The sequence below is a fragment of the Nocardia sp. NPDC004573 genome, from assembly GCF_053602135.1.
Genome location: NZ_JBSGDA010000034.1, coordinates 19452 through 43217, shown reverse-complemented (window position 1 = coordinate 43217; position 23766 = coordinate 19452). Strand labels below are relative to the sequence as shown.

At 68.1% G+C, this 23766-nt stretch carries 24 protein-coding genes; 6 read left to right on the top strand and 18 right to left on the bottom strand.

Features of this window, described 5'->3' with window-relative positions:
* The first annotated feature begins 34 nt into the window (after positions 1-34).
* Together ACWEKR_RS32800 and ACWEKR_RS32795 are read left to right on the top strand one after the other, a co-directional pair.
* Positions 35-946, top strand: coding sequence for an NAD-dependent epimerase/dehydratase family protein (locus ACWEKR_RS32800; RefSeq protein ID WP_195091663.1), 912 nt, complete (start codon positions 35-37; stop codon positions 944-946).
* Between the two features lie 433 nt (positions 947-1379).
* Positions 1380-2354, top strand: coding sequence for an alpha/beta hydrolase (locus ACWEKR_RS32795; RefSeq protein ID WP_452357793.1), 975 nt, complete (start codon positions 1380-1382; stop codon positions 2352-2354).
* Between the two features lie 51 nt (positions 2355-2405).
* On the opposite strand, the gene ACWEKR_RS32790 is transcribed toward ACWEKR_RS32795, so the two are convergent.
* Entirely contained in the window at positions 2406-4715 is a 2310-nt protein-coding gene (locus ACWEKR_RS32790) for a hypothetical protein (protein WP_452357792.1), read from the bottom strand.
* Between the two features lie 378 nt (positions 4716-5093).
* Here ACWEKR_RS32790 and ACWEKR_RS32785 point away from each other — a divergent pair, with 378 nt between their 5' ends.
* Complete coding sequence (locus tag ACWEKR_RS32785; protein ID WP_452357791.1) at positions 5094-5429, top strand: TfoX/Sxy family protein; 336 nt, start codon at positions 5094-5096, stop codon at positions 5427-5429.
* Between the two features lie 6 nt (positions 5430-5435).
* Here the strand turns inward: ACWEKR_RS32785 and ACWEKR_RS32780 are convergent, their stop codons facing one another.
* Both ACWEKR_RS32780 and ACWEKR_RS32775 read right to left on the bottom strand, forming a co-directional pair.
* Positions 5436-7139 (bottom strand): metallophosphoesterase, encoded by a 1704-nt coding sequence (locus ACWEKR_RS32780; protein WP_452357790.1) that lies wholly within the window; start codon positions 7137-7139, stop codon positions 5436-5438.
* 163 nt (positions 7140-7302) lie between these two features.
* Positions 7303-8010 (bottom strand): TetR family transcriptional regulator, encoded by a 708-nt coding sequence (locus ACWEKR_RS32775; protein ID WP_452357789.1) that lies wholly within the window; start codon positions 8008-8010, stop codon positions 7303-7305.
* 154 nt (positions 8011-8164) lie between these two features.
* Here ACWEKR_RS32775 and ACWEKR_RS32770 point away from each other — a divergent pair, with 154 nt between their 5' ends.
* Entirely contained in the window at positions 8165-8611 is a 447-nt protein-coding gene (locus ACWEKR_RS32770) for a cupin domain-containing protein (protein ID WP_452357788.1), read from the top strand.
* Positions 8612-8939: 328 nt separating this feature from the next.
* Positions 8940-9332, top strand: a complete 393-nt coding sequence (gcvH, locus tag ACWEKR_RS32765; protein WP_195091652.1) for a glycine cleavage system protein GcvH — start codon at positions 8940-8942, stop codon at positions 9330-9332.
* 29 nt (positions 9333-9361) lie between these two features.
* On the opposite strand, the gene ACWEKR_RS32760 is transcribed toward gcvH, so the two are convergent.
* The 11 genes from ACWEKR_RS32760 to ACWEKR_RS32710 all read right to left on the bottom strand — a co-directional run bounded on the left by ACWEKR_RS32760 (position 9362) and on the right by ACWEKR_RS32710 (position 15542).
* Complete coding sequence (locus tag ACWEKR_RS32760) at positions 9362-10096, bottom strand: TVP38/TMEM64 family protein (protein ID WP_452357787.1); 735 nt, start codon at positions 10094-10096, stop codon at positions 9362-9364.
* 76 nt (positions 10097-10172) lie between these two features.
* Positions 10173-10472 carry a gas vesicle protein K gene (locus ACWEKR_RS32755; RefSeq protein ID WP_452357786.1) on the bottom strand — a complete coding sequence of 100 codons (300 nt, stop codon included), beginning with the start codon at positions 10470-10472 and terminating at the stop codon, positions 10173-10175.
* Positions 10465-10680: a gas vesicle protein gene (locus ACWEKR_RS32750; protein ID WP_159849541.1), complete on the bottom strand. Its 216-nt coding sequence runs from the start codon at positions 10678-10680 to the stop codon at positions 10465-10467. Before ACWEKR_RS32750 ends, ACWEKR_RS32755 begins: the two co-directional genes overlap by 8 nt.
* Positions 10677-11468 (bottom strand): GvpL/GvpF family gas vesicle protein, encoded by a 792-nt coding sequence (locus ACWEKR_RS32745; RefSeq protein WP_452357785.1) that lies wholly within the window; start codon positions 11466-11468, stop codon positions 10677-10679. The genes ACWEKR_RS32750 and ACWEKR_RS32745 overlap by 4 nt, the downstream gene beginning before the upstream one ends.
* Complete coding sequence (locus tag ACWEKR_RS32740) at positions 11465-11848, bottom strand: gas vesicle protein (RefSeq protein ID WP_452357784.1); 384 nt, start codon at positions 11846-11848, stop codon at positions 11465-11467. The genes ACWEKR_RS32745 and ACWEKR_RS32740 overlap by 4 nt, the downstream gene beginning before the upstream one ends.
* Positions 11845-12177: a gas vesicle protein GvpO gene (gene gvpO, locus ACWEKR_RS32735; RefSeq protein ID WP_452357783.1), complete on the bottom strand. Its 333-nt coding sequence runs from the start codon at positions 12175-12177 to the stop codon at positions 11845-11847. Before gvpO ends, ACWEKR_RS32740 begins: the two co-directional genes overlap by 4 nt.
* A gap of 28 nt (positions 12178-12205) precedes the next feature.
* Positions 12206-12436 carry a gas vesicle protein GvpG gene (locus tag ACWEKR_RS32730; RefSeq protein ID WP_159849533.1) on the bottom strand — a complete coding sequence of 77 codons (231 nt, stop codon included), beginning with the start codon at positions 12434-12436 and terminating at the stop codon, positions 12206-12208.
* Positions 12437-12439: 3 nt separating this feature from the next.
* Entirely contained in the window at positions 12440-13204 is a 765-nt protein-coding gene (locus ACWEKR_RS32725; protein ID WP_452357782.1) for a GvpL/GvpF family gas vesicle protein, read from the bottom strand.
* Positions 13204-13614 (bottom strand): gas vesicle protein GvpJ, encoded by a 411-nt coding sequence (gene gvpJ, locus ACWEKR_RS32720; protein WP_159849529.1) that lies wholly within the window; start codon positions 13612-13614, stop codon positions 13204-13206. The genes ACWEKR_RS32725 and gvpJ overlap by 1 nt, the downstream gene beginning before the upstream one ends.
* Entirely contained in the window at positions 13611-14795 is a 1185-nt protein-coding gene (locus ACWEKR_RS32715; protein ID WP_452357781.1) for an SRPBCC family protein, read from the bottom strand. Before ACWEKR_RS32715 ends, gvpJ begins: the two co-directional genes overlap by 4 nt.
* A gap of 6 nt (positions 14796-14801) precedes the next feature.
* The gene (locus ACWEKR_RS32710; RefSeq protein ID WP_452357780.1) at positions 14802-15542 is read right to left on the bottom strand and encodes a hypothetical protein; all 741 of its coding nucleotides are present in this window, start codon (positions 15540-15542) and stop codon (positions 14802-14804) included.
* A 318-nt stretch (positions 15543-15860) separates the two neighbouring features.
* Between ACWEKR_RS32710 and ACWEKR_RS32705 the strand changes: the two genes are divergently transcribed.
* Positions 15861-16316: a VOC family protein gene (locus ACWEKR_RS32705; RefSeq protein ID WP_159849523.1), complete on the top strand. Its 456-nt coding sequence runs from the start codon at positions 15861-15863 to the stop codon at positions 16314-16316.
* Between the two features lie 75 nt (positions 16317-16391).
* Here the strand turns inward: ACWEKR_RS32705 and narI are convergent, their stop codons facing one another.
* The 4 genes from narI to ACWEKR_RS32685 are packed head-to-tail and all read right to left on the bottom strand — an operon-like array spanning position 16392 to position 23308.
* Positions 16392-17150, bottom strand: coding sequence for a respiratory nitrate reductase subunit gamma (narI, locus tag ACWEKR_RS32700; RefSeq protein ID WP_452357779.1), 759 nt, complete (start codon positions 17148-17150; stop codon positions 16392-16394).
* Positions 17147-17827 (bottom strand): nitrate reductase molybdenum cofactor assembly chaperone, encoded by a 681-nt coding sequence (gene narJ / locus ACWEKR_RS32695; protein WP_452357778.1) that lies wholly within the window; start codon positions 17825-17827, stop codon positions 17147-17149. Before narJ ends, narI begins: the two co-directional genes overlap by 4 nt.
* Entirely contained in the window at positions 17824-19587 is a 1764-nt protein-coding gene (narH, locus tag ACWEKR_RS32690) for a nitrate reductase subunit beta (protein WP_452357817.1), read from the bottom strand. The genes narJ and narH overlap by 4 nt, the downstream gene beginning before the upstream one ends.
* Positions 19588-19597: 10 nt before the next feature.
* On the bottom strand, positions 19598-23308 hold the full coding sequence (locus ACWEKR_RS32685; protein ID WP_452357777.1) for a nitrate reductase subunit alpha: 3711 nt from the start codon (positions 23306-23308) through the stop codon (positions 19598-19600).
* Positions 23309-23766: the final 458 nt, after the last annotated feature.

Genomic DNA, 23766 nt, shown 5'->3' with positions numbered 1-23766 from the left:
TCGTTGTATTTCGTTGTCGCAGAGGAGAAATCGCATGCCTACGCAGGTCATCGTCGGACGTGGCGCCACCGCTTCGGCCACCGCGGAGCTACTCGCCGGGTCCGGCGACCGGGTGCTCGTGGTGAGCCGCAGTGGCGCGGGGCCCGAGCACCCGAACATCGAGCGAATCGCACTGGACGCGCTGGATACGGCCGCGCTGACCGCCGTGGCCGAGGGCGCCGAGACCTTGTTTAACATGGCCATGCCCGCGTATCACACCTGGCCGGAGACCATCCCGCCGCTGTTCGGTTCCATCCGCTCCGTCGCCGAGCGGACCGGCGCGAACTTGGTGATGCTGGGCAATCTGTACGGCTACGGTCCGGCCGACGGTCCGGTCACCGAGCAGTCACCGCTCGCCGCCACCGGGCCGAAAGGTCGCGTGCGAGCCAGAATGTGGCGAGAAGCCGAGGAGGCGCACCGGGCGGGACGAGTGCGCGTCACCGAGGTCAGGGCCGCGCAATTCATCGGGCCTGGCGCGATCTCCTTGTTCTCCCTCATCGCCCAGCCGAAGATCTCGGCCGGACAGTTGGCGCTGCTGCCGCAGGAACTCGACCTGCCGCACGCGTACACCGCGGTCGGTGACGCGGCGGCGGCAGCGGTCGCCGCTGCCCGCGACGAGCGCGCGTGGGGCCGCCCGTGGCACGCCCCGGTCATCACCGCCACCGCGCGGGAGCTGGCAGGACGGTTCGCCGCGGCCGCCGGGGCGCCCGAGCCGCGGCTGGCGGTCATGAGCGAGCGGGAGCTGACGTTGCTCGGCCTCACCGATCCCTTCTGGGCCGAGTTGTTCGAGACCTACCACATGTCGCACGCGCCTTTCACAGTCGACGACTCGGCGGTCCGCGACACGTTCGGTCTGAAGGCGTCCGATCCGGACGAGGTGTTCGCGCAGGTGGTGCGCGCGGCCTGACCGGGATGCGCGGCAGGTGCGCGGAGTCGTTCGCCGCGACTCGGCGCACCGGGCTCGGATTCGGCGCGCCTGCGCTGCATCGCTTCCGTCCCGTATCGCAGCGTCGCCCACCCGCCGTGCCTCGGAGACGGTCTGTCGCCATGGCTCGCGGGCTGCGACTGCCCGCCCGGTTCGAGCTTCGTGCCCGGATGCGTGATCGGCAGGTAGGAGGCCGGTGCGCGCTCTCCCCGACGAGATCCGAGGTGGGTTGCCCGGATCCGCGGACGCACCGGCCGATCCGAATCGACACAACTTGTAGCTGATTGATTGCCCTCGTATGCGCCATTTCGACACTGTCGCTGTTAATCGTCTATGACCAGCTATTTCATCTCGATAGGGAACACGCCCCTCGAATGCTGGGAGCGCCGAGTGGGGCGTGGTAGAAACTCGTTCCATGTACCGGCTCCTGCGATGCCTGGTTCCCCTTCTCGCGGTGTGCGCCGCCTTCGTCCCGGCCACGACCACCGCCGACCCCGGCGCGAGCATCCTCGACGTGCGCCCGCTGGGCGGGCGGGAGTTCGAAGTCGTGGTCCACTCGGCGGCGATGGACCGCCCCATCACACTGTGGGTGTCGCATCCGGGCGCGGGCGCCCCCGCGCTGTACCTGCTCAACGCCGTGGACGGCGGCGAGGACGGCGGGCCGTGGACGCGGCGCACCGACGTCGCGGCCTTCTTCGCCGACAAACCGGTCAACGTGATCGTGCCGCTGAGCGGGCGCGCCAGCTATTACACCGATTGGCTGCGTGACGATCCCGCGCTCGGTCGCGTCAAGTGGACCACCTTCCTGACCAGAGAGCTGCCGCCGGTGCTCGGCGCCAGATTCGGCATGAACGGCCGCAATGCCGTGGCGGGCCTGTCGATGTCGGCGACCTCCGCGTTGAATCTCGCGATCGGCGCGCCCGGCTTGTATCGGGCGGTCGGCGCCTACAGCGGGTGCCCGCGCACCAGCGACCCGATGGGTCAGGCGATGGTGCGAGCGCAACTGGGCGTGTTCGGGGCGGACCCGGCCAATATGTGGGGTCCGCCGGGCGACGCGCTCTGGGCGGCGAACGACCCCATGGTGCAAGCCGACCGGCTGCGCGGTGTGGCGCTCTACATCTCGGCGGGCACCGGTGCCCCGGGAGCCCACGAGGCGCTCACGGATCCGAGCATCGACGGCAATCCCGCCCGGCTGGTGGATCGGCTACTGGTGGGCGGGGCCATGGAGACGGTGATCAACGGCTGCACCCGCGCGTTCGTGGACCGGTTGAACGCTCTCGGCATCCCGTTCACGGCGAATCTCCGCCCCGCGGGCACGCACGCCTGGATGTATTGGCAGGACGACGTGCACGAGTCCTGGCCGCTGTTCGCCGGCGCGCTGGGCGTCTGACCGGGACGGCCCGGCGGTATTGCCGGGCCGGTCACGGGCGGATGCGGTTCGCTACGGATTCCAGGGGTCGAGTCCACCCTCGGGATCGAGGTGATCGAGGTTCGCGACGCGTCTGGCCGATCGCATCAGGGCTTCTCTTGTCATATCGTTCGGATTCTCGTAGTAATCCCGGGCCGCCTGCTGGTGCATGGTCGCGACACGGTGACCGATCGCCCATCGGGTGTCGCGGCCCGCGTCGTCCCACTCGTCCGGTGTGATCGCCGCGCGCAGCGCCCGGTCCGAATGCCAGTTCTGCTCGACCCGCCGCACGAACGCTTGATCGATGGTGGCGCCGGGCGCGGGCGCGTTGCTGTGCCGGACGAAACTGTCCGCCGCGATGACCGCCTGAGCGGCGAAGGCCTCGTGCGCCTCATGGCCGACGTGATTGTCGACCGCCCACGCCGCCGCGATCGCCTTCTGCAACGGTGCGAAGCTGTACGGATTCTGCGATGCCGTCGATTCCTGGACCGAGTACGCCGTGAACGCGTTGGTGACCCGCTCGTTGGTGGCGCCGGAGGAGAGCAGCACGGAATGGATCCGGGAATCGGGAACTTTGTTGTCGCGCAGTACTTTCAGGGCGCGGGTGACGCCCAGTTGAGTGTGTATGCCGCCCACCGCCGTGGCCGCGTCGACCGCCACGCCACGCCAGTTCGTGCGGGACAGTTGGTGCTCGATGTATCCCTCTTCGCGACTGGCCAGGATTCTCCTGGTGGAGCGCTCGATTCTTCTTCGTGTGCTCGCCAGCGGGTTCAACGGATTGACCCGGCCGCCCGCGAGCCATGCCGTCACCGGCGAGGCGTTGATGGCGTTCAGCGTGGTGAGCGTGTTCACCAAACCCATCCCCGGCGCGGACTTCCCGCCACCACCGCTCATGCCGAGAGCGGTGCCGCTGCTGCTCGCGGACTTGCCGCTGCCCTGGATCGCGAGTCCGAATCGGTTGGCGATCCAGTCGTTGCCGCGGCTGAGGCCGCTGCTGAGGCGTTTGAGCTGGAATATGGCGACGATCTCGACCGTGCCCGCGATGATGATCACCGCCATGACCTGGCCGCGAGCCTGCGCGAAAAGGTTGCCCATGAACAGCACATACACCCCGAGGAATATGGTGTAGGCCGTCATTCGCGCCGCCGCGACGAAACTGTCGACGACATTGCGCACCAAGAACGTCTGCGTGGGGCCGTAGACGAATCCGCCCGCGGCGAAGCCGAATATCGACATGAACCCGTGATAGATCGTGTCCAGCGCCGCCTTGATGACCTTCAGTCCGAGATACATCGCGAAAGCCAGCAGGATGCCGCCGCAGGTCAGCAGCATGAGCCCGGTGGCGACCTGCCCCATGGAAGGGTTCTCCGCCTTCGCGTGCGCGGCGGCGTCTCCGCACGACTTCAAGCCGTTGATCACCCGGTTGTCGTCACCTGCCGCCACGCCCGCCGACCACGCCGACCGGCAGGCGGGCCGCTGGTCCACCGTGTGCCCGAAATTCCAGACCTGCAGCGGTTGCCGGGCGAAATTGTCGGCCAGATCGCTCTGCATCGTCGCCACCAACTGGGTGGGATTCGGGTGGGAGTCCCCGTTCAGGCCGGCTGCCACCGAGATGCCGAGGTCGCGGCCCTGGGCCAGTAACCCGTGCGAGGACAGCACGTCCGCCAGCGGCTCGGCCAGGAACAGCGGGCCGAGCAACGCCACGCCCACCATCGTCACCACCTGCATGGTGGCCTTCGCGTGGTAGCCGCGCACCATGAACCATCCGACGAAGAACGCGCCGATGGTCGCCGCGGTGACCAGCATGATCGGGGTCGCGATCTGTGCGGTCAGCGCGTCGGCGACGCCGTGCAGCGCCGAGCTGAACATGTCCAGCCACCGGAAACTCAACGCGTAACCGATCAACCAGATCGCCGTCGTCACGATGGCTATGTAGCCGATGAATTCGAAGCCCAGGACCGCCCACAAGATGGTGGCGCGCGGCTTGAACAAGCTTTCGTCGCCGGTCGCGAAGCGGTAATCCGACAGCGCGATTCCCGACGAGTCGTGGATGTTCATCCAGCTGAGTCCGTCGATCCCGGACGTGCCCGACGTGGCGCCCGCCGCGTCCTGGGCGGTGGCCAGCGCACCGACGAAGCCGGGGAAGACGAACAGCGCGAAGAAGGTGAGGGCGATCCAGAGGATCCGCCGCCGCCAAGCGCCTGATCCGGAAGGCGGCCACCGGTGCGGCGCATCACCGCGGAATGCGCGCGCAGCGGCGGAGCGGATATCGAGAGCTGGAAACGATCTCCGCCGGGAGGAACTCGGGCGGACAGTGCGTGGTCGCACCGCTGGGATGTGCACGGAAGCGTCCTTCGTCCCGTCTTGGGGGCGCAGTCGACTGCGAATTCCGAAACGGGTTGCGCACGACCGCCGCTGGCACTGTCCGCCCCGTCTCACGCCTGTATTACAGACAGGTGCGGAAACATCCGCTTGAACGTCCAATGACATCCAGACGGCTCGGGAGTGTACGTAAGTACCTCCACCCGCTACCTATGATCTCCGGCAAACGCGCTGTGGTTCACCGAGTTTCGTGTCCGAGCTCACTGGAGGAGGCAGGCCGTCTCATCGGCGTGGGGCTGGTCGACCGCCTCCGCTGCGGCGGCTGTCGGAAAGGGACACGCGTCCCGCTCTCGATCGCGGATCACCCGGCTTGTCGGACTCCGGGTGAACAATGCCGCTATGGCATACGACGAGGAGTTGGCCGAGCGAATCCGGGAACTGATCCCGCCCGGGCCCGAGCTCGCCGAGCGGAAGATGTTCGGCGGCCTCGCCTTCTTGATCGGCGGCAATATGGCGGTGGCCGCCAGCGGACAGGGCGGTCTGCTGGTGCGAGTCGACCCCGACGAGGGGGAGCGGCTGCTCGGTGCCGCCGTGCAGCCCATGGTCATGGGCGGGCGTGAAATGGCCGGCTGGCTGCGGGTCACCGCCGTCGACGACGACGAGGTGCTGCGGGAATGGGTCGAGCGGGGCGTCGCCTACGCTCGGACCCTCCCGCCGAAGAAGAACAAGAACTGACCCCGCTCAGGGGCGGACCTGCCGCCGGAAGAGCACGCGATCGAATTCGCGGCCGTACTCGTCCACCGCGACCACGTCCATCTCGCTGGCGAACACGCCCGGACGCACGTCGACGCGCAGGAACGAGTAGTTGCGGAACCGCACCCGCGACCACGGCGCGGCTTCGTCCTGCTTGCCGCCGCCCGGCGTCCAGACGTAGCTGTTCGGCACCGAGGTGTCGGGCAGTTCGTCGCCACGGAAGGTCTCTCGCGACCCGGGCTGGAATTCGTAGCGCGGGCGTCCGCCGCCGCCCACGGTGTAGTAGACGGTGCCGTCGGTCTCCGGATAGACGATCGAGTTGTCGCCCGCCACATTCGTCACCCGACCGCCGCGAAGCGGATCGGTGCGCTCGTAGACGTGGTTGTGGCCCTGCAACACCAGATCCACCTGGTAGCGGTCGAACAAGCCCACCCACGCGTCCCGCACGCCGCCGTCGCTGGCGTGCGATTCGGTGGTCGAGTAGGCGCAGTGATGGAAGAAGCAGACGATGAAGTCGATATCGGGGTCGGCGCGGTAGGCCGCCAAGGTGCGTTCCACCCAGCTGGTCTGCGCCCCGCCGGAATAACCGCTGTTCGCGCGGATCTCGTAGGTGACGTCGTTGGCGTCCAGGGACAGCACCGCGAGGTTGCCGTAGGTGAACGAGTAGGCCGACGGACAACCCGCCGGACCGTTGCCGGGGAAGTCCAGCCGCGCCAGATGTCCGCCGTAGCCGTGCTCGCCGTAGGTCGCTTCCATGTCGTGGTTGCCGGTGGCGAACATCCACGGCGTCTGCGCGGCGCTGGTCTCGATCGCGTTGAAGTAGACGTCCCACACGTAGGGGTTGTACTTGTCGAACCCGCTCGCCGAGTGCGCGCCGTGCGTAACGAACTGCCCCGGCTTGCCCGCACCCGAAGGGTCGGCATAGGCGATGTCGCCTGCGAGGATGTGGAAATCCGGCCGGGCTGCGGCGATCTGGCGCAACACGTTGCTCGCGTGCGGCGCGGCCGGATCGTTGTCGGCCTTGTAGTAGTTGTCGTCGTAGTCGCCGGGAGCGACGCCCTCCGGCAGCGCCGGGGTCTGGTCGGTGCCCTGGTCGCCCATCATGGTGAAGCGGAACGGAAGAACCGCCGGTCGTGCGCTGGGCATCGCGGGCGCGGCGGCGCGGATGTCGCCGACGAATCCGTCGGAGGTCCGCCAGCGGTAGAAGTGCGGAACCCGGCCGGGTAGCCCGTCCACCGGAGCGTGGGCGTAGAACTGTTCGGCCGCCAGCACACCGCCGTCGGCCGTGGGCAATTGGGTCAGCAGGTTGCGCACCTCGGCCTCGACCGTCGCGCCGAGGGCCGGTGTCGGTCCGTGGTCGAGGTACACCGTGGCGCCTGCCGGACGCCGCGACAGCTGTGCCGCGAAACGCAACTGGCTGGCCGCGTCCTCGCCGAAGGCCACACGCCGGCCGCCCACCGCGAGCTGGGCGTCGTCGGCGTAGGCTCGCCCGCCGAACGGTGTGGCGCCGACCGCGGCCACCGCTGCGGCCGCCGCCGCGCCGCGCAGGATGTTGCGCCGCGACACCGGACGGCGGCGCAGGTAGGTACGGTGCCATTCGTGCTGCTCGGTCATGGTCATGTGGGCAGCGAGCTGGCCGGGAATTCCGGTGTCCGGAATGTCGCCTGCTGGATTCAGCGGTGTGGACGGCATACCGCAGATGCTGTCGTGGCCTGGCGCACGGAGCAACTCGACACCGCACCGAGGGCGGGAATACCCCGTGAACAGGGTCCCTTTCGACATTTACGATTTGGGGGTTTTGCCGGAAATATGCGAAATAGGCGATGCCTGAACGTATTTCGCGAAGCAGGCCGCGTTACTCAGGTGACCGATCCATCGCGGCCGAGGGGTTGGGCGACCGATTCCCCGCCGAGGGCGGACCGGGGGAGAACGGGGACATGAGCGAAGCGCTCCAAGGGAAACTCGGCGTGCCCGTCGGCGGGCATTCGGCGGCGGCTGCCAGCGGTTCGTTGTTCGCGGTCAGCCTGCGCACCGTCCGTTCGAGCGCGGGCAGGATATCGGTGATGTCGAGGTCGGCGTTGGTGAAGCGGCCGATCAGCGCGTAGATCATGTTGGTCAGCACGAGCGCGATATCGGCGATGTAGGCGGGATCGGCGCCGGCCAGCAGCGCGCTCGCGGCGGGCAGCACGGCGTCGAAGCCTTGGGCGTCCAGTCGCCGGCCGCCGGGACTGGATCGCGCGCGATAGTAGGCCTCGAGCATCCGGGGATGCCGTTCCCACGGTTCGAACACGTAGCGCAGCAGACGCGTCAGGCCATCGGTCAGCGGCTCGCCTTCTATCGGCCGCGCGGGTGTGGCGTAGGTATTGGTCGCCATCCATCGCTCCACCGCGGCGAGCAGCAGGTCGTCCCGGGTGGGATACCGCTTGTAGACCGTGGCGAGGGAGACGTGCGCATCCCGGGCGACGGCCCGCAACTGGACGGCGTCGTAACCCTCGGACTCGAGCATCGACAGGACGACGTCGATGATCTTCGCCGCCGAGTCTCCTTCGTCTGTCCGGACCACGTACGTACGGTAATCCAGCGATCCGATCGCGGATACTCGCCACGACCGCGTGTGGCTGCCGGTGCGCGCCGGCGCGACCGTCACCGGAGGCCGTGAACGGCCGGTTCGGTGCAACGAGGTTCCGGTGCGGCACGCCCGTGGCTAAGCTGCGGGGATGACGCTCTTTCTCCGCGTCGCCGTGGCGCCGGTCGTGCTCGCCGGCGCGCTGGTGAGCACGGCGCCCGCCGACGCGACGCCCGGCAGCGACATCACCGCCGTCACCCTCGGGCAGGCACGGATTCCCGCGGGGTTGGTGCCCTTCGTCGCGGGGACGGATCTGGTCGTCCGCGAGATCACTATCGGTCCCGGTGGATCCACCGGTTGGCACTACCACGTCGGCCCCGTCTTCGGCTTCATCCGATCGGGCACGCTCACCCATCCCGGCCCCGACTGCGACGCTCCGGTCTACCGCACCGGCGAGTTCATCTACGAGCCCGCGGGCGAATGGAACGTCCACGTCGGCCTGAACCTCGGCGCCGAACCACTCGTCCTCGACGTCGTCTACGCCCCACCCGCCGGCGAGCCGCTGTTCATCGACGCCCCCGCCCCACCCTGCGCGTAGGTCCCCGCCCCGATCGAGCGAGTTCTCCGTCGGTATGCGTGGTGCGGGCTCGGCCTCCCGCGGCTCGCTGGGTATCCGAGCGCCGGATAGCGGTGGTCCCCATCGCCGGTCGAGTAGACGGCGTCGGCCCGCGACGAACCGGTGACGATGCCGCCGGGGTCACGTGCGTTCGCGCCGTCTCGGCGCGAGAACGATGGAGCACGATTCGGCGACGCTCTTTTCGGGGCGGCGTGTGCGGACTCGCCGGACGCGGGCGGCGTAGCAAGCTGGTCGTGATCGTCCGCGGCGCGCGATTCCCGGTGCGTCGACTTCCGGATGGAGGCCAGATATGTCGATGATTCCCGCTGGATTGATGTACACCGATGCGCACATGTGGGCTCGGCGGGAGCCTGACGGCACGCTGGCGGTCGGACTCACCGACCACGCGCAACAGAACTTGGGCACGATCCTCTTCGTCACCACGCCCCGGGTGGGCGTATTCGTAGGCACCGGCGAGGCCGTCGGCGCCGTGGAGGCGGTCTCGGCCATCGCCGAGATGTACAGCCCGGCCCGCGGCGTAGTAGTCCAGGTCAACCCGGCGATCGCGGATGACCCCGAGCAGGTGAACAACGACCCGTACGCGGCCTGGCTGTTCAAGATCAGGCCAGCGGAAGGCGTCTCGGATGACGAACTGCTCGACGCCGCCGCCTACCGCCGGTTGCTGGCGGATCTCGGCGCGTAACCGGGAACGCAGCGCCCGCAGGCTTGGCTTCAGTCTTCCCGCTCGAGCTCGCGTTCCGGCACCCTGGCGTCCTCGGCACGTGCACCCCGGCCGCGCCAACTCCGGTAGCCGCGATGTGCGGCGAAAGCTCCGATGATCGCGGTGACGCACCATACCGTGATCGCGGTATAGGCCAAAGGGGCAGACAGGTCACCGATCGATGCGCCGAGCGCGGTGTAGACGAACGCGCGCGGCGCGGATCCGATGAAGGCGCCGACTGCCATCTGCCACAACGGAACTCCGAACGCGCCGAACACATAGGACGCGAGCGCATCGGAGATGCCGGGAACGAAGCGCTGCCCGACGACCGCCCACAGGCCGCGCCGCTGGATCTGCGCGTCGATGCGCTCGGCCCGCTCGGGACCGAGCAACCCGCGCGCGCTCTCGCGGCCTGCCCGCCGCCCGAGGAAACTGGTGATCGTCGCCGTGCCCACCGCCGAGCCCAGCGTCACGAATGTGCCGACCAGCGGCCCGAACAGCAGACCGCTTCCCGCGGCCAGCAACGGTCCGGGAACGAAGATCGCGCCGAGGACCGCCGACCCCACCACGTAGGCGAACGGAGCCGCGGGTCCGGTCGCCGCGATCCCGTCGCGCACACTCTCGACGTCGACCACACCGGCAATGGCGACGAGGTAGAACATTCCGACCAGGAAAACGGCGAACAGCGCCAACCGCGCGATGTGCCGCCGTCGGCTGGTGAGGAAGAAACCGCCGTTGTCCGTCATGCCGACCGCAATCCTGCCTCGAGCCGGCCGGGACGCCCGCATCGAGGGTCCGCCACCGAAGGGGGATGGATCCGGTTCAGGACGGGTCGCGGGGGAGGAGGGTGCCCAAGGGGCCGAGGTCGATGTTGAGGTCTTCGGGGCTGAGGCCGAAGTGGTCGCGGAGTTCCTCCATGCGTTGTTCCAGGAGCATGAGGGTGGTGCCGATGCGTTCGATCTGGTCGTCGGTGAGGTCGCCGGCGTCGACGCGGCGGATCGCTTGGCGCTCCATGAGTTGGCGGAGCAGTTCCACCAAGGTCAGGACGAGGCTGACCAATCCGCGCTCGACGGATTCGGGTTCGGTGTCGATACGCGGTGGGATGCCGCCGAACTCAGTCATCGGCGGGTGGTTCCAGCGCGCGGACCGGGCCGGTCAGGGTGCTGATGGAGGAGATGAGGGCCCGCAACGAGATCTGGACCAGGTCGACGTCCGCGATGGCGAGCTTGATGTCGCCGGAGATCACCACGCCGCCCGCCAGCACCCGATCCAGTAGGTCGACCAGCGCGACGCGCCGCTCGTCGTCGACCTCACGGGTAGCCCGGCTCATGCCGACTCCCGTTCCACGCCGGCGAACGAGTACGGCGGCCACGGGCCGGTGAGTTCGAGCCGGATGCCGGGGAATTCGTCGCCGAGCGCGTCGACGGTGGCGGCGAAATCGTCGGTGCGATCGTCGTCCACGAGGTAGGTCCCGTTGAGCACCATCCAGTCCCGGCGGCCGCTCAGGGTGGGATCGGTCAGCGCCTGACGTCGTCCGGCGGCCGCGTGGCGAACCAGGCGCGTGTGGATCTCGTCGGCGCGCCGCGCCGCGTCGCGTTCCACGGTCTCCTGCGCGGACAGCTGCGCGCGGCGGCGGGCCAGATACGCGGCGCCCGTGCCCTTCCCGCTGTTTTCGCTCGCACGGGCCTCGGCTACGGCCGCGGTGAGCGCGGCGCGGTCTCCGTAGGCCTTCACCCCCCATTCGGTACGGCCGCTGACCAGCGCCAGGGCCGCGGTGAAGTCCGCTCGCCGCTCGTCGAGCAGGTCGCGCACGCGATCGTCGTCGAGAAAGACGGTGGCCAGCCGCAGCGGCACGGCCGGACCTCGGCGCACCGCGGCCGACACGACGGTGTCATGCGCGCGGGCCGTGCCCTCCAGCCACTCGAGATCTTCCAGCTGCCTGCGCAGCGGTTGCTCTCCGAACACCTCCAGCGGCACCGATCCGACAAGCGCGGTCAGATCGTCCGAGACCACGGCCCGCACCGGCTCGCCCGCGACGCCGGTCAGCTCGCCGAGGTCCGCCGCATCGCCGAGGCTGGGCGTCACCGCGTACAGCCAGACGCCGAGATCTTCGGTCACGATCGCTCTTCCCTCGGCGCGCGGCGACGCTCGACGGGCCGAGGTTGTTCGTGCGCGGCCTCCAGTTGGGCGATTCGGTCGCGAAGCTTCTGATTCTCCAGTTCGAGATCGCGATCCTGCCGCTCCAACGTGTGGGCTTTGCTGTTGAGCCAAGGGTCGGTCTCCCACCAATCGATGCCCACCGACTTGGCCGTCTCCAAGGACGCGATCACCAGCCGCAGCTTGATCGTGAGCAGTTCGATGTCGAGCAGATTCACCTGGATGTCGCCCGCGATCACCAAACCTTTGTCGAGCACCCGCTCGAGGATGTCGGCGAGGTTCGTCGAATGCCCACCGCCGAAGGGCTGCGGTGCGGACGACCCGCCCCCGACCACCGTCATGACCGAGCCCTTCCGATGTCGGTGCTGCCGCGGCCGTAGCGTCTGGTCCGGTGGTAGGCCAGTAGGTTGCCGTCGAGATCGATCTCCACCTCGTAGAGCGCGAGGATGTCCGCCGACGACGGGATGCGGCGGTCCTCGAGCACCTCGATCTCCACCAGCCAGCCATCCTCCGTCGGTTCCATCGACGTGACCCCCTCGACCTGCTTCGAGGTCAGCGCTACCAGGTTCTCGGTCGCCGCCGCGATGGCCTGGGCCGCGGTGAGCCCGGGCGGTTCGTCCGAGGCCGAGGGCACGCCCTGGGCGTCTTCCGAAGTCGTCTTGCGTGCCACGCGCCTCACTCCTTCCGGTCGGTCGCGGTCACGCCCGCCGACCGGTCATGCGATCCAGGACCGCCTGCTGCGCTTGTCTGCGCTCCTCCTCCGACAGTTGACCGGCTGCCGCGGCCTCGTCGATGGCTTCGAGTTCCCGCCGCATGACGGCGGGATCTCGCATCTTCTGCTCCACTTGGTCCTGGATCACTTCCCCCAACCAGAGCACGCCGCGGACAGGAGCGACGGGCAACGAGAGGATCGCTGAGAACAGGCCCATGCCTCACTCCTCGGGCGTGCGTTTCGTCACGAAGTCGTAGGCCGCCATGGGACCGAGCAGATTCAGCTCCACCCGGCCGTCCCAGTCTTCGCCGAGCCGGCGCAGCGTGTCCTCCAGCTCTTCCTGGCGGGCGAGCTCGACCAGCACCGCGACGTGGACGGCGTCCTCTTCGTCGGTGGGATCGCGCTGGTTGACCAGCGGGTCCAACGCTTCGAGTTCGCTGACCACCCGGCGGGTGTCCTCGGCGCGCTTGGCCTCTATGGCCTGATTGATCAGCTCGCCCAGCGCGATGCGCTCGTTACGGGTGGCGTCCTCCGATTTGTCGCGGATCGCGTCGCGCAGCCGGGCGGCCTCGGCGTTCTCATCGAGGAGTTCGCGCAGGATAGCGTCTTCGACATAGCTTCCCCGCACGACGAACTGGGCGCGCCCTTCGAGTTGCTCCAGCGCGGAGCGGAACTCGTCTTCGTTGGCGCCGAGCAGTTCGTTCTCCACCGCCTCCGCGTCGGTCATGACAGCGCCGAACCGCAGCGGCAGCACCGGCGCGACGGCGGCGGACCCGTCCAGCAACTCGGCGTGGGCGGTGAGGTCGTCGGGCGTACCCAGCGGCCGATCCGACGCGAGCGTGCTGACCAGCGCGGCGATCTCGCCGTGCCGCACCACCGACACCTCACCCGGGGGGTCGCCGACACCGCTGGCATGCGGCTCCGGCTCCACGTCGGCGGGCACAATGCCGTACACGTAGACGGCGGATCCACTGGTGGTGGTCATCAGCCCTCCCTACGTTTGGGCCTGCTCGCGGTCTGGCGTTTGTCCTGCACATCGCCGAGAAAATCCATGACCTTCTCGCCCGCCGCCTCGAGCGCGCCTTGGGTCTTGTGCTTCGCCGCACCTTGGGTGACGTCGCCGACGATATCGGTCAGTCCCTTCGGTTCGCTGGTGGAGATCTCCAGCCGGTTGACGGCTTCGGCGAAACGTAGATACGTGTCGACACTGGCCACCACGACGCGGGCGTCGATGGTCACCAGTTCGATGCCGACCAGTGACACGCGCGCGAACGCGTCGATGACCAGGCCTTTGTCCAGAATCGTGTCGATCACGTCGGCCAGGCTGGAGGAATTCGGGCGCGCCATCGTGCCCGCTCCGCCACCGCCGCCGCCTCCTGCGGGTTCGATGGTCATGCGTGTGCTCCTCGCTTCTCACGCGACCGACGGGGCGCCGTGCTGCGGCGGCGGGCGGCCGGTCGCCGGCGAGGACGCCGATCCTCGTCTCGCTCGTCCGTCTCCTGCTCGTCGGTCTCGTCTTCTTCCTCGTCCGGCTCCTGTTCGTCCGGCTCGCGTTCCTCTTCGTCGTCCGCGTGGTCTTCTTCGGTGTTCTCCTCTTCTTCGCGACGGGCGGTCTCGTCGTCTTTGACGACCTTGCTGTCGTGGATTTCGCCGTGCCAGCCGACGATGTCGTCGGGGTGCAACACCGCCTCGGTCATCACGTGCCGCTCGAAGTGCTTCAGCTCCAGGCGGCAGCGGCGACCGGCCGCGCGCCAGATATTGGCGGTCTTCTCCATGAAGCCCTTGGGGTGGTACTCCAGCACCACGAGAATGCGCGTGTAGCCCGGTGTGAGTTCGTGGAAGGTCACCGCGCCGTCGATGTAGCCCTTGTGGCCTTTGGAACGCCAGACGATCCGCTCGAACGGCACCTGCTCGAGAATCGTGGATTCCCACGTGCGCCGGGACCAGAACACTTTGCCGGTCCAGCTGAGCTTCTCGTCGGCGACCTGCTCCACCTGCTCCAGCTTCTTGGTGAACTTCGGGAAGTCCGCGAACTGGGTCCACTGGTCGTAAGCCAGGTCGATCGGAACGCCGACTTCGATGTGCTCGACGATATTGGTCAGCTTGATCTTCTTGCCGCCGCCCTTGCCCTTGCCGCCGGTGAGCGATTCCTTCACCGTCTCGAACTGGTCGCGCAGGGTGGCGCCGATCTTGGTCTTGCCCATGCTCATCGCCGTGCTGAGCGGCGACGCGCCACCGGCGAGCTTCTCCACTCCGGTCAGCGCCGACAGCAGATTGCCGCGATTACCGGCGGCGTAGTCGTTCAACCGGCCCGCGGTCTTCGACACCTGGTTCGTCAACCCGGCCACCGCGCGCTCGGCCAGTGCTCCCGTGAGGTTTTGCACCGACTCCTGCAAGATGCCGGTCGGCGTGGGCGGTGGCGCCTTCTGCTTGGCGGATGATCCCGCCTTCTTGGCGGACGATCCGGCCTTTTTGGCAGAGGATCCCGCCCCCGTCGCGGCTTTGGTGGCCCGCCCCGCGGTGTCGGCAGCCACTTTGCCGACTCCTGCGGTCGCGTCGCGCAAAATCTTCGCCATCGCCGGTCACCTCCTCGTCCGGCGCACCGGCGCTTGACCGGCCTCGGTGCGACTACGGCGGCCACCGGTCCCGGACGGCTTGCGATCCGCGGAGTCGGACGAACGGTCCGCCGAACGCGAGCTCGTCGTGCGCCTGGCAGCGGTGCGCGACCCGCGAGTGCGCGTCCGCGCGGCGGGTCGCTCGCTGTCGTCCTCCGCCGCACCCTGGTCGGATTCTTCCTCGTCGTCGGGCGTTCGGTCCTCGTCTCCGGCTTCGTCTTCGAGCTCGTTGTCGGGCGTTCGCTGTTCGTCCTCGTCCTCGCCCTCGTCTTCGTACTCGTCCTCGGGCGCTTGGTTCTCGTCCTCGTCCTCGTCCTCCGGCGCTTGCTCGTCGTACTCGGACGACTCGTCTTCGTACTCGTCTTCGTCGGAATCCGTCGCCCGGGAACTCTGGCGGCCCTGGTCCGTCAAGAGCGTCGCACCTTGCTGCAACCGGTCGCTGAGCGCGTCTATCCGGTTGCTCGCCGCGGTGACCGCGGCCGAGCGCACCGCGCCGACCAGCTCGTCGCGCACGGTGTCGGTGATCCGGGTCAACTCCGGTGTCGATCGGAGCAGTTCCGTTCCGCGCTCGAGCAGGCCCCCGGGCCCTGCGGCGGATCGCCTGGCCATCGCGGCGCCCGCCAGCGACATCGCGAAGCGCATCTTGCGCGTGCGGCCCAGGAAGTACCCGATGCCCACCCCTAACGCAATTCTTCCTCCACCCTTCATTGCTCACTCCTTGCTCGCCTCGACGGCAACCCCACTGGCGGGGCCGGGGCGCCGAGACTTGACGTCCTCAGAAGTGGGGTAGACCACATCGCAGTAGCCAAACATCAGCGTATTCCTGGTTACCGAATGGGTCGATGGGTCTGCCTGCGAGAAGACGCGAAAGACCGGGCGGTCGGAATGCTGTCAGCGACCATTCGGCCCTGGCAGTCGGCACAGCGGAGAAAAATTTCTCGGAAACTTCGCGAAGTATGTCGAAGACGAACCGCCGGCTCCGACCAGTAGGTGACAGCAGGTCACCACAGAGCACAGGAGCACATCATGTCCGTCAATACCTTCTTCTGGTTCGACAACGCCGCCGAGGAAGCCGCCGCGTTCTACGCCTCGGTGATCCCCGACTCGCGGGTGGTCGAGGTCTCCCGCAACTCCGACGGCTCCGCGTTCATCGTCGCCCTGGACTTGGACGGTCAGGCGGTCACGCTGATGAACGGCGGCCCGGACCACCCGCTCACCGATGCCGCGTCGCTGCAGGTGGTCGTGGACACCCAGGACGAGGTCGATCGTCTGTGGGAGGCCCTCACCGCGGACGGCGGCGAGCCCGGGCCGTGCGGCTGGCTGACCGACCGCTTCGGCCTGTCCTGGCAGGTGGTGCCTTCGGCGCTGCCGAAGCTGATGAGCGGTGACGATCCCGCCAAGACCATCGCCGTCGGCACCGCGTTGCGGTCGATGTCGAAGCTCGATCTCGCGGTTCTCCAGGACGCCTACGACAACGCCTGATCGGTCCGCCGCCGCGCATGCCGAAGAGCCCGCTCGGACGCCGTTGTCCGGGCGGGCTCTCGGCCGACGGCGTCGTCAGCGCCAGCGTTCGGGTGTCACGGGCGCGTCCCACGCGCGGGCGTAACGGCGTTTGTCGGCGGCGTCGTACTCCTTGCTGCGGTAGACCACGTACGGCCGCACCAGATAGCCGACCGGGGCGCTGAACATGTGCACCAGCCGGGTGTAGGGCCACAGCCCGATCAACGCGAGCACGACCAGCCCGTGCAGTTGAAAGGTCCACGGGGTGTCCACCATGAGCTCGGGCCGGGGCGCGAGGGTGAACAGACTGCGGAACCAGGGCGAGACCGTCTCGCGGTAGTTGTAGGTGCCCCACAGCAGGTTGCTGCCCCAGGTGTTGAGCAGACCGGTGATCAGCGCGGCGGCCAGCAGCACGTACATCAGCTTGTCGTTGCCGGTGGTGGCCTTGCGGACGGCGGTAACGGTGAAACGCCGGTAGAGCAGGATGCCGACGCCGGCCAGCACGGCGAGTCCGGCCACCGACCCCGCCGAAACGGCGATCACGTGATAGACGTGCTCGGAGATACCGACCGCGGAAGTCCACGACGCCGGGATCAGGACGCCGAGCACGTGACCGCCGAACACCCCCAGCATGCCGAAGTGGAACAGCGGGCTGCCCAGCCGCAGCAGACGGCTCTCGTAGATCTGCGAGGAACGGGTGGTCCAGCCGAACTGATCGTTGCGGTAGCGCCACAGGTGCCCGAGCGCGAACGACGTGAACGCGACGTACGGCAGGATCAGCCACAGCGAGGTGGGCAGATGCGGCGTTGCGTTCATCGTCGGCCTTCCGATCCGTCGAACTGGGAGGGGTCCATCGCGAAGGGCTCCAGCCCGACTTCCTCCTCGGGCGGGCCCTGCGCGGCGAGCTCGGCGATGCGCCTGCGGTCCGCGGTGGTCGGCGGCGGCAGGGTGGCCCCGATCGCCGCGAGCACTCCGGCGTAGGGAGAGCCGTTGTCGGACAGCGAAAGCCGCAGCAGCTCGAGCACCGGCACGTGCTCGCCGAGCAGTCGCTCACCGCCGATCGGATCGACGGTGGCGGCGAACTCCAGCAGCACCGGCAGGTGGTCGGGCAGTTCCTCGTCGCCGAGTTCGACACCCGCGTGCCGGTAGGCGTGCTTGAACCGCAGCAACGCCATCCCGCGTTTGCGGGTGTCGCCATAGGCGTAGAAGGTCAGGTGCAGGCTGGCGCGGCGGCGCATGTCGAAGGTCGCGACGTAGTCCGCGGCGAGCTCCAGCGGTGGGGTCGTCCGCAGGTGATCGAGGCATCCGCTCAGGTGGGCGCGCATCTCGTCCGGCAACGCGGCCGCGGCCGTGGTCAATTGGTCGATCATGGCCAGCGTCTGCTCGGTCGGGTAGTCCAGCAGCAGCGCGGCGATCCGCCAGACCAATTGACGGTCGCGTTGTGCGAGTTGCACCGCCGGTTCCGGGCGGCGGCGCAGTTTCAGCAGGCTCATCGACCTGCTCCGGTCCGAGCGGCCGGGTCTCCGGTCACGGTCGCGTCGGCGTGCCCGTCGCCGTTTCCGTGGCTGTCGGCCGTGCCGTTCGTACGCCCGTTCGTGGCACTGTTCTCGTGCCCGTCGGCCGCACCGTTCGCATGGCCGTTGATTGCGCCGTTGCCGTTCGCCGCGGCACCGGCAGGCACCAAGCCCTCGGTGCTCTTGCCGTCCCAGTTCAGCAGGTTGATCCGAGCGGACTTCTCCTGCGGCGCGGCCCCATTGGTGTCGGTCAGGTGGAATTTCTCCACCATCTGGTCGAACGCCGTCATACCCGGTCCGCCGTCGGTGTCCAGACTGCATCCGGTGGCCAGCGAGTCCAGTTCGTGCGCACGGGCTCCCGCGCCGGTGGGGATGACGTAGCGGTGCTCGTATTTGGCGATGGCCAGCAGCCGGTACATCGCCTCGATCTCTTCCGGCTCCAGCCGCACCGACGGCGCGATCGTGGGATCGGGCTCCTCACCGAGGTTCACCGACCGCATGAACGAGCGCATCGCCGCCAGACGCTGCAACGCCGCGCGCACCGGCCCCACATCGCCCGCGGTGAACAACTCGGCCAGGTACTCCACCGGGATACGCAGCGCGTCGATGGCGCCGAACAGGTTGGACACGTTCTCGCCGTCGTGGCCGGTCTCGCTGAGCACGTCGACCACCGGCGACAGCGGCGGCACGTACCAGACCATCGGCATGGTGCGGTACTCCGGATGCAACGGCAGCGCGATCTGGTAGTCCACGATCAGCTTGTAGACCGGCGAATCCTGAGCGGCCTGAATCCACTCCGGCGAAATCCCGGCGCGCTCCGCCTCCGCGATCACCCGGGGGTCGTGCGGGTTCAGGAACACACCGAGCTGGGACGGGTAGAGATCCTTGTCCTCGGTGACCGACGCGGCCTCCAGCACGGCATCGGCGTCGTAGAGCATGACGCCGATGTAGCGCAGCCGCCCCACGCAGGTCTCCGAGCACACCGTCGGAATGCCGACCTCCACGCGCGGGTAGCAGAACGTGCACTTCTCCGCCTTGCCCGTCTTGTGGTTGAAGTAGATCTTCTTGTACGGGCAGCCCGACACGCACTGCCGCCAGCCGCGGCACTTGTCCTGATCCACCAGCACGATGCCGTCCTCGGCGCGCTTGTAGATCGCGCCGGAGGGGCAGGAAGCCGCGCACGACGGATTGAGGCAGTGCTCGCAGATGCGCGGCAGGTAGAACATGAAGGTCTCTTCGAACTCCAGTTTCACCTGATCGGACAGCTTCGCCAGCAGCGGGTCCTTGCCGACCTGCTCCGGACCCGAACCCAGGTCGTCGTCCCAGTTGGCGCCCCAGGTGACCTTCGTGTCCTGGCCGGTGATCAGCGACTTGGGCCGTGCGACCGGCGTCGTGTCGACCGGCGGGGAGGACAGCAGGTTGTCGTAGTCGTAGCTCCACGGCTCGTAGTAGTCCTCGACCGTGGGCAGATCCGGGTTCGCGAAGATGTTCAGCAGCCGCTTCAACCGGGATCCGGACTTCAGGGTGAGCTTGCCGCGCTTGTTCAGCGTCCAGCCGCCCCTCCACTTCTCCTGATCCTGGTACTGGCGCGGGTACCCCTGTCCCGGACGGGTTTCCACGTTGTTGAACCAGACGTATTCGGTGCCGCCGCGGTTGGTCCACGCCTGCTTGCAGGTGACCGAGCAGGTGTGGCAGCCGATGCACTTGTCCAGGTTCATCACCATGGCCAGCTGTGCCATGACGCGCATGTCAGTACTCCACTTCCTGCGACCGTTTGCGGATCGTCGTGACTTCGTCGCGCTGGTTTCCAGTGGGGCCGTGGTAGTTCAGCGCGAAGGACTGCTGCGCGTAGCCGCCGATCAGATGCGAGGGCTTGATCATGATGCGGGTGAGCGCGTTGTGGATGCCGCCGCGCTTGCCCCGGCCCTTGGTGTCCTCGCCGAGACCCTCGATGCGCGGCACGTCGACCGCGCGGTCCTGGGCGTGGTACATGAACACCGTGCCCTCCGGCATGCGGTGGCTGACGATGGCGCGCGCCACCACGATGCCGTTGCGGTTGATCGCCTCGATCCAGTCGTTGTCGGCCACCCCGATCTTCGCCGCGTCGCGATCGGACATCCAGATCGTCTGCCCGCCCCGCGAAAGCGTCAGCATGTGCAGGTTGTCCTGGTAGGCGGAGTGGATCGACCACTTCGAGTGCGGGGTCAGATACCGCACGGTGACGCCCTTGTCGCCGACCTCGCCGATCGTGGGCTCACGGAACAGCGCGGTCATGTCCAGCGGCGGACGGAAGATCGGCAGCTGCTCACCGAGCTCGATCATCCAGTCGTGATCGAGGTAGAAGTGCTGCCGCCCGGTCAGCGTGTGCCAGGGCTTGAGCCGCTCGGTGTTGATGGTGAACGGCGAGTACCGGCGGCCGCCGGTCTCGCTGCCCGACCACTCCGGCGAGGTGATCACCGGCACCGGACGGGCCTGGGTGTCGGCGAAGGTGATCCGTTTGCCCTCGTGCTCGGCGGCCAGGTCGGCCAGCTGGGTGCCGGTGCGGCGCTCGAGGGCGTGGAATCCCTCCACCGCCAGGCGGCCGTTCGTGGTGCCCGACAGGGCGAGGATCGCCTCGGCCGCGTGCGTGTCCTTGGCCAGCGACGGACGGCCCTGCGCCACACCCGACACCACCGTGCCGTTCACCCCGGCGAGGTACTCGACCTCCTGGTCGGGGTAGGTGGTGACACCTTTGGTGGTGACGCCGAGCGTGTCGACCAGTGGCCCCAGCGCGGCCATCTTCTCCGCCAGCTTCGGGTAATCGCGTTCGACGACCACCAGTTTCGGCATGGTCTTGCCCGGAATGGGTTCGCACTCACCGGCTTTCCAGTCCAGCACGCGCCCGCCCGCCTGCGCCGTCGCGTCCGGCGAGTCGTGCTGCAGCGGCACGGCGACGATGTCCTTGCGCTTGCCCAGGTGCTTCTCGGCCATCCAGGAGAAACCGCGCGCGATCCGGTGGAACGCGTCGAAGTCGGTCTTGGCCTCCCACGGCGGCGAGATGGCCGGGGAGAAGGCGTGCACGAACGGGTGCATGTCGGTGGAGGACAGGTCGTGCTTCTCGTACCAGGTGGCGGCGGGCAGCACGATATCGGAGAACAGCGTGGTGCTGGTCATCCGGAAGTCCAGCGACAGCAGCAGATCCAGCTTGCCGGTGGCGGCGGTCTCGCGCCAGTTCAGCTCCTGCGGCCGCACGCCGGTGGCGTCGGTGGTCTGCAGGTTGGAGTCGGCGCCGAGCAGGTGGCGCTGGAAGTACTCGTTGCCCTTGCCGGAGGAGCCGAGCAGATTCGCCCGCCACACGGTCAGGCAGCGCGGGAAGTTCTCCGGCGCGTCCGGGTCTTCGCAGGCGAACTTCAGGTCGCCGGACTTCAGCCCGTCCACCACGTGCTCGGGCGCGGTCTTGCCCGCGGCCTCGGCCTCGTCCACCAGGTCGAGCGGATTGCGGTCGAAGGTGGGGTAGCTCGGCATCCAGCCGAGCCGGCTGGCCAGCGCGATGTTGTCGGCGGCCGTGCGACCGGCGAACTTGCCCGCGCCGAGCGGCGAGGCGAACGACTCCGCGGTGAACGGGTCGTAGCGCCACTGATCGTTGGTCAGATACCAGAACACCGTGCCCTGCATCTGCCGCGGCGGCCGCTGCCAGTCCAGGCCGAAGGCCAGGGTGGACCAGCCGGTGACCGGGCGGCACTTCTCCTGCCCGACGTAATGCGCCCAGCCGCCGCCGTTGACGCCCTGGCAGCCGGTCAGCAGGGTCAAGGTGAAGAACGCGCGGTAGATCTGATCGGAGTGGAACCAGTGATTGGTCCCCGCGCCCATGAGGATCATCGAGCGGCCGCCGGAACGGTCGGCGTTGTCGGCGAACTCCCGCGCGATGCGCTGGGCCTGCACGGCGGGCACGCCGGTGATGGCCTCCTGCCAGGCCGGGGTGTACGGCTCGTCCGCGTCCTCGTAGCCGCTGGGCCACGTCCCGGGCAGGCCGTCGCGGCCGACGCCGTACTGCGCCAGCAGCAGATCGAAGACCGTCGTGACGCGCCTGCCCGCGACGGTTGTGGTCGGCACGCCTCGGGTGAGCACGCCGGGGGTGTCGCTGTCGAAGCGGGGAATCCGTACGGCCGCAGCGTCGTCGGTGCGGCCGTACAGACTCAGGAGGGGATCGACGTCCCCCAGATCGAGGTTCCAGCGTCCGGTTCCTTCTTCACCGAACCGATGACCGAGCGACCCATTGGGCACGACCGGCTGTGCCTGCGCGTCCAGCAGGACTGTCTGGAACTCCACGCCCTCACCGGTTCGGCCGAGGTCTGCGGCGGTGAGGAACTTCCCGGGGACGTATGCCCCGTCGTGCTCGTCGAGCGTGATGAGGTACGGCAGGTCGGTGAAACACTTGATGTAGTCGAGGAAGCGCGGCGTGCTCTTCTCGACGAAGAACTCCTTCAGCACCACGTGGCCCATCGCCATGGCCAGGGCCGCGTCGGTGCCGGGACGGGCGGGCACCCACTCGTCGGCGAACTTGGTGTTGTCGGCGTAGTCGGGGGAGACCACGACCACCTTCTGCCCCCGGTAGCGGGCCTCGGTCATGTAGTGCGCGTCCGGTGTCCGGGTGACCGGCACGTTCGAGCCCCACATGATGAGGTACCCCGCGTCGAACCAGTCCGCGGACTCCGGCACGTCGGTCTGGTCGCCGAACACCTGCGGTGAGGCCACCGGCAGGTCGGCGTACCAGTCGTAGAACGACAGCATGGAGCCGCCGAGCAACGAGATGAACCGCGCGCCCACGGCGTGGCTGACCATGGACATGGCCGGGATCGGCGAGAACCCCGCCACCCGGTCCGGGCCGTACTGCTTGATCGTGTAGACGTGTGCCGCGGCGGCGATCTCGGCCGCCTCCCACCACTCGGCGCGCACGAATCCGCCCTTGCCGCGGGCGGCCTTGTAGCTGCGCGCCTTCTCCGGGTCCTCGACGACATCGGCCCAGGCCAGCACCGGGTCCTTCAGCCGGGACTTGGCTTCCCGGTACAGCTCGAGCAACGTGCCGCGTACATAGGGATAGCGCACCCGGGCCGGCGAGTAGGTGTACCAGGAGAACGACGCGCCACGGGGACAGCCGCGCGGCTCGTACTCCGGCTTGTCGGCGCCCACCGACGGGTAGTCGGTCTGCTGCGACTCCCAGGTGATCACACCGTCTTTCACGTAGATCTTCCACGAGCACGACCCGGTGCAGTTCACACCGTGCGTGGAGCGCACCACCTTGTCGTGGGACCAGCGGTCGCGGTAGAACTCGTCGGCGCTGCGCCCGCCGACCTTGTGCAGCGTCCGGTGATCGGACGACACTTCGCCCCGGTGGAAATATTTCCCCAGCCGCAGGAGCGCGTCCCCGGCGTCGGTGGCCGGGGCGGAGGGTACGTGACCCTGGGTACGCGAATTAACCACGACGTCCCCTTCGAGCTGTGCGATCGGGTTGATGTTCCGACTGTAAAGAGGCGTGCACGGCTGGCCAAACCCCTTTCTCACAGCCCATTCGGTGGTGTGGTGAGTTGTGAGATCGGCGCAACGTGGTGGTCACGGTGGCGCGCGGTTTCCGCGTGGCATGCGGCGGTCCGACCAGGGGAAAAACGCTCTGAGCTGGCCTGATTTGTATCCGAGGGGTCGGCTCACGGGTGCGTCGGTGATGCTTTGGAAACGGCTGGTTCTCCAGTGCTTTACATTTGTTAACACATCGGATCGGTCGTCTCCGGAGTGTGTTTTATCCGTCCCGATGAGTTTCGCTCGCGGTTTCCCCGCAATGTATTGTAAGCGCAATCACAATTCGCTGGAATTTCGCCCGGCGACGAGAAATTCCGGTGGGCGCCGGGCTGCGCCCGATCCGGCGCCGCCTGTGCCGCGGCGGG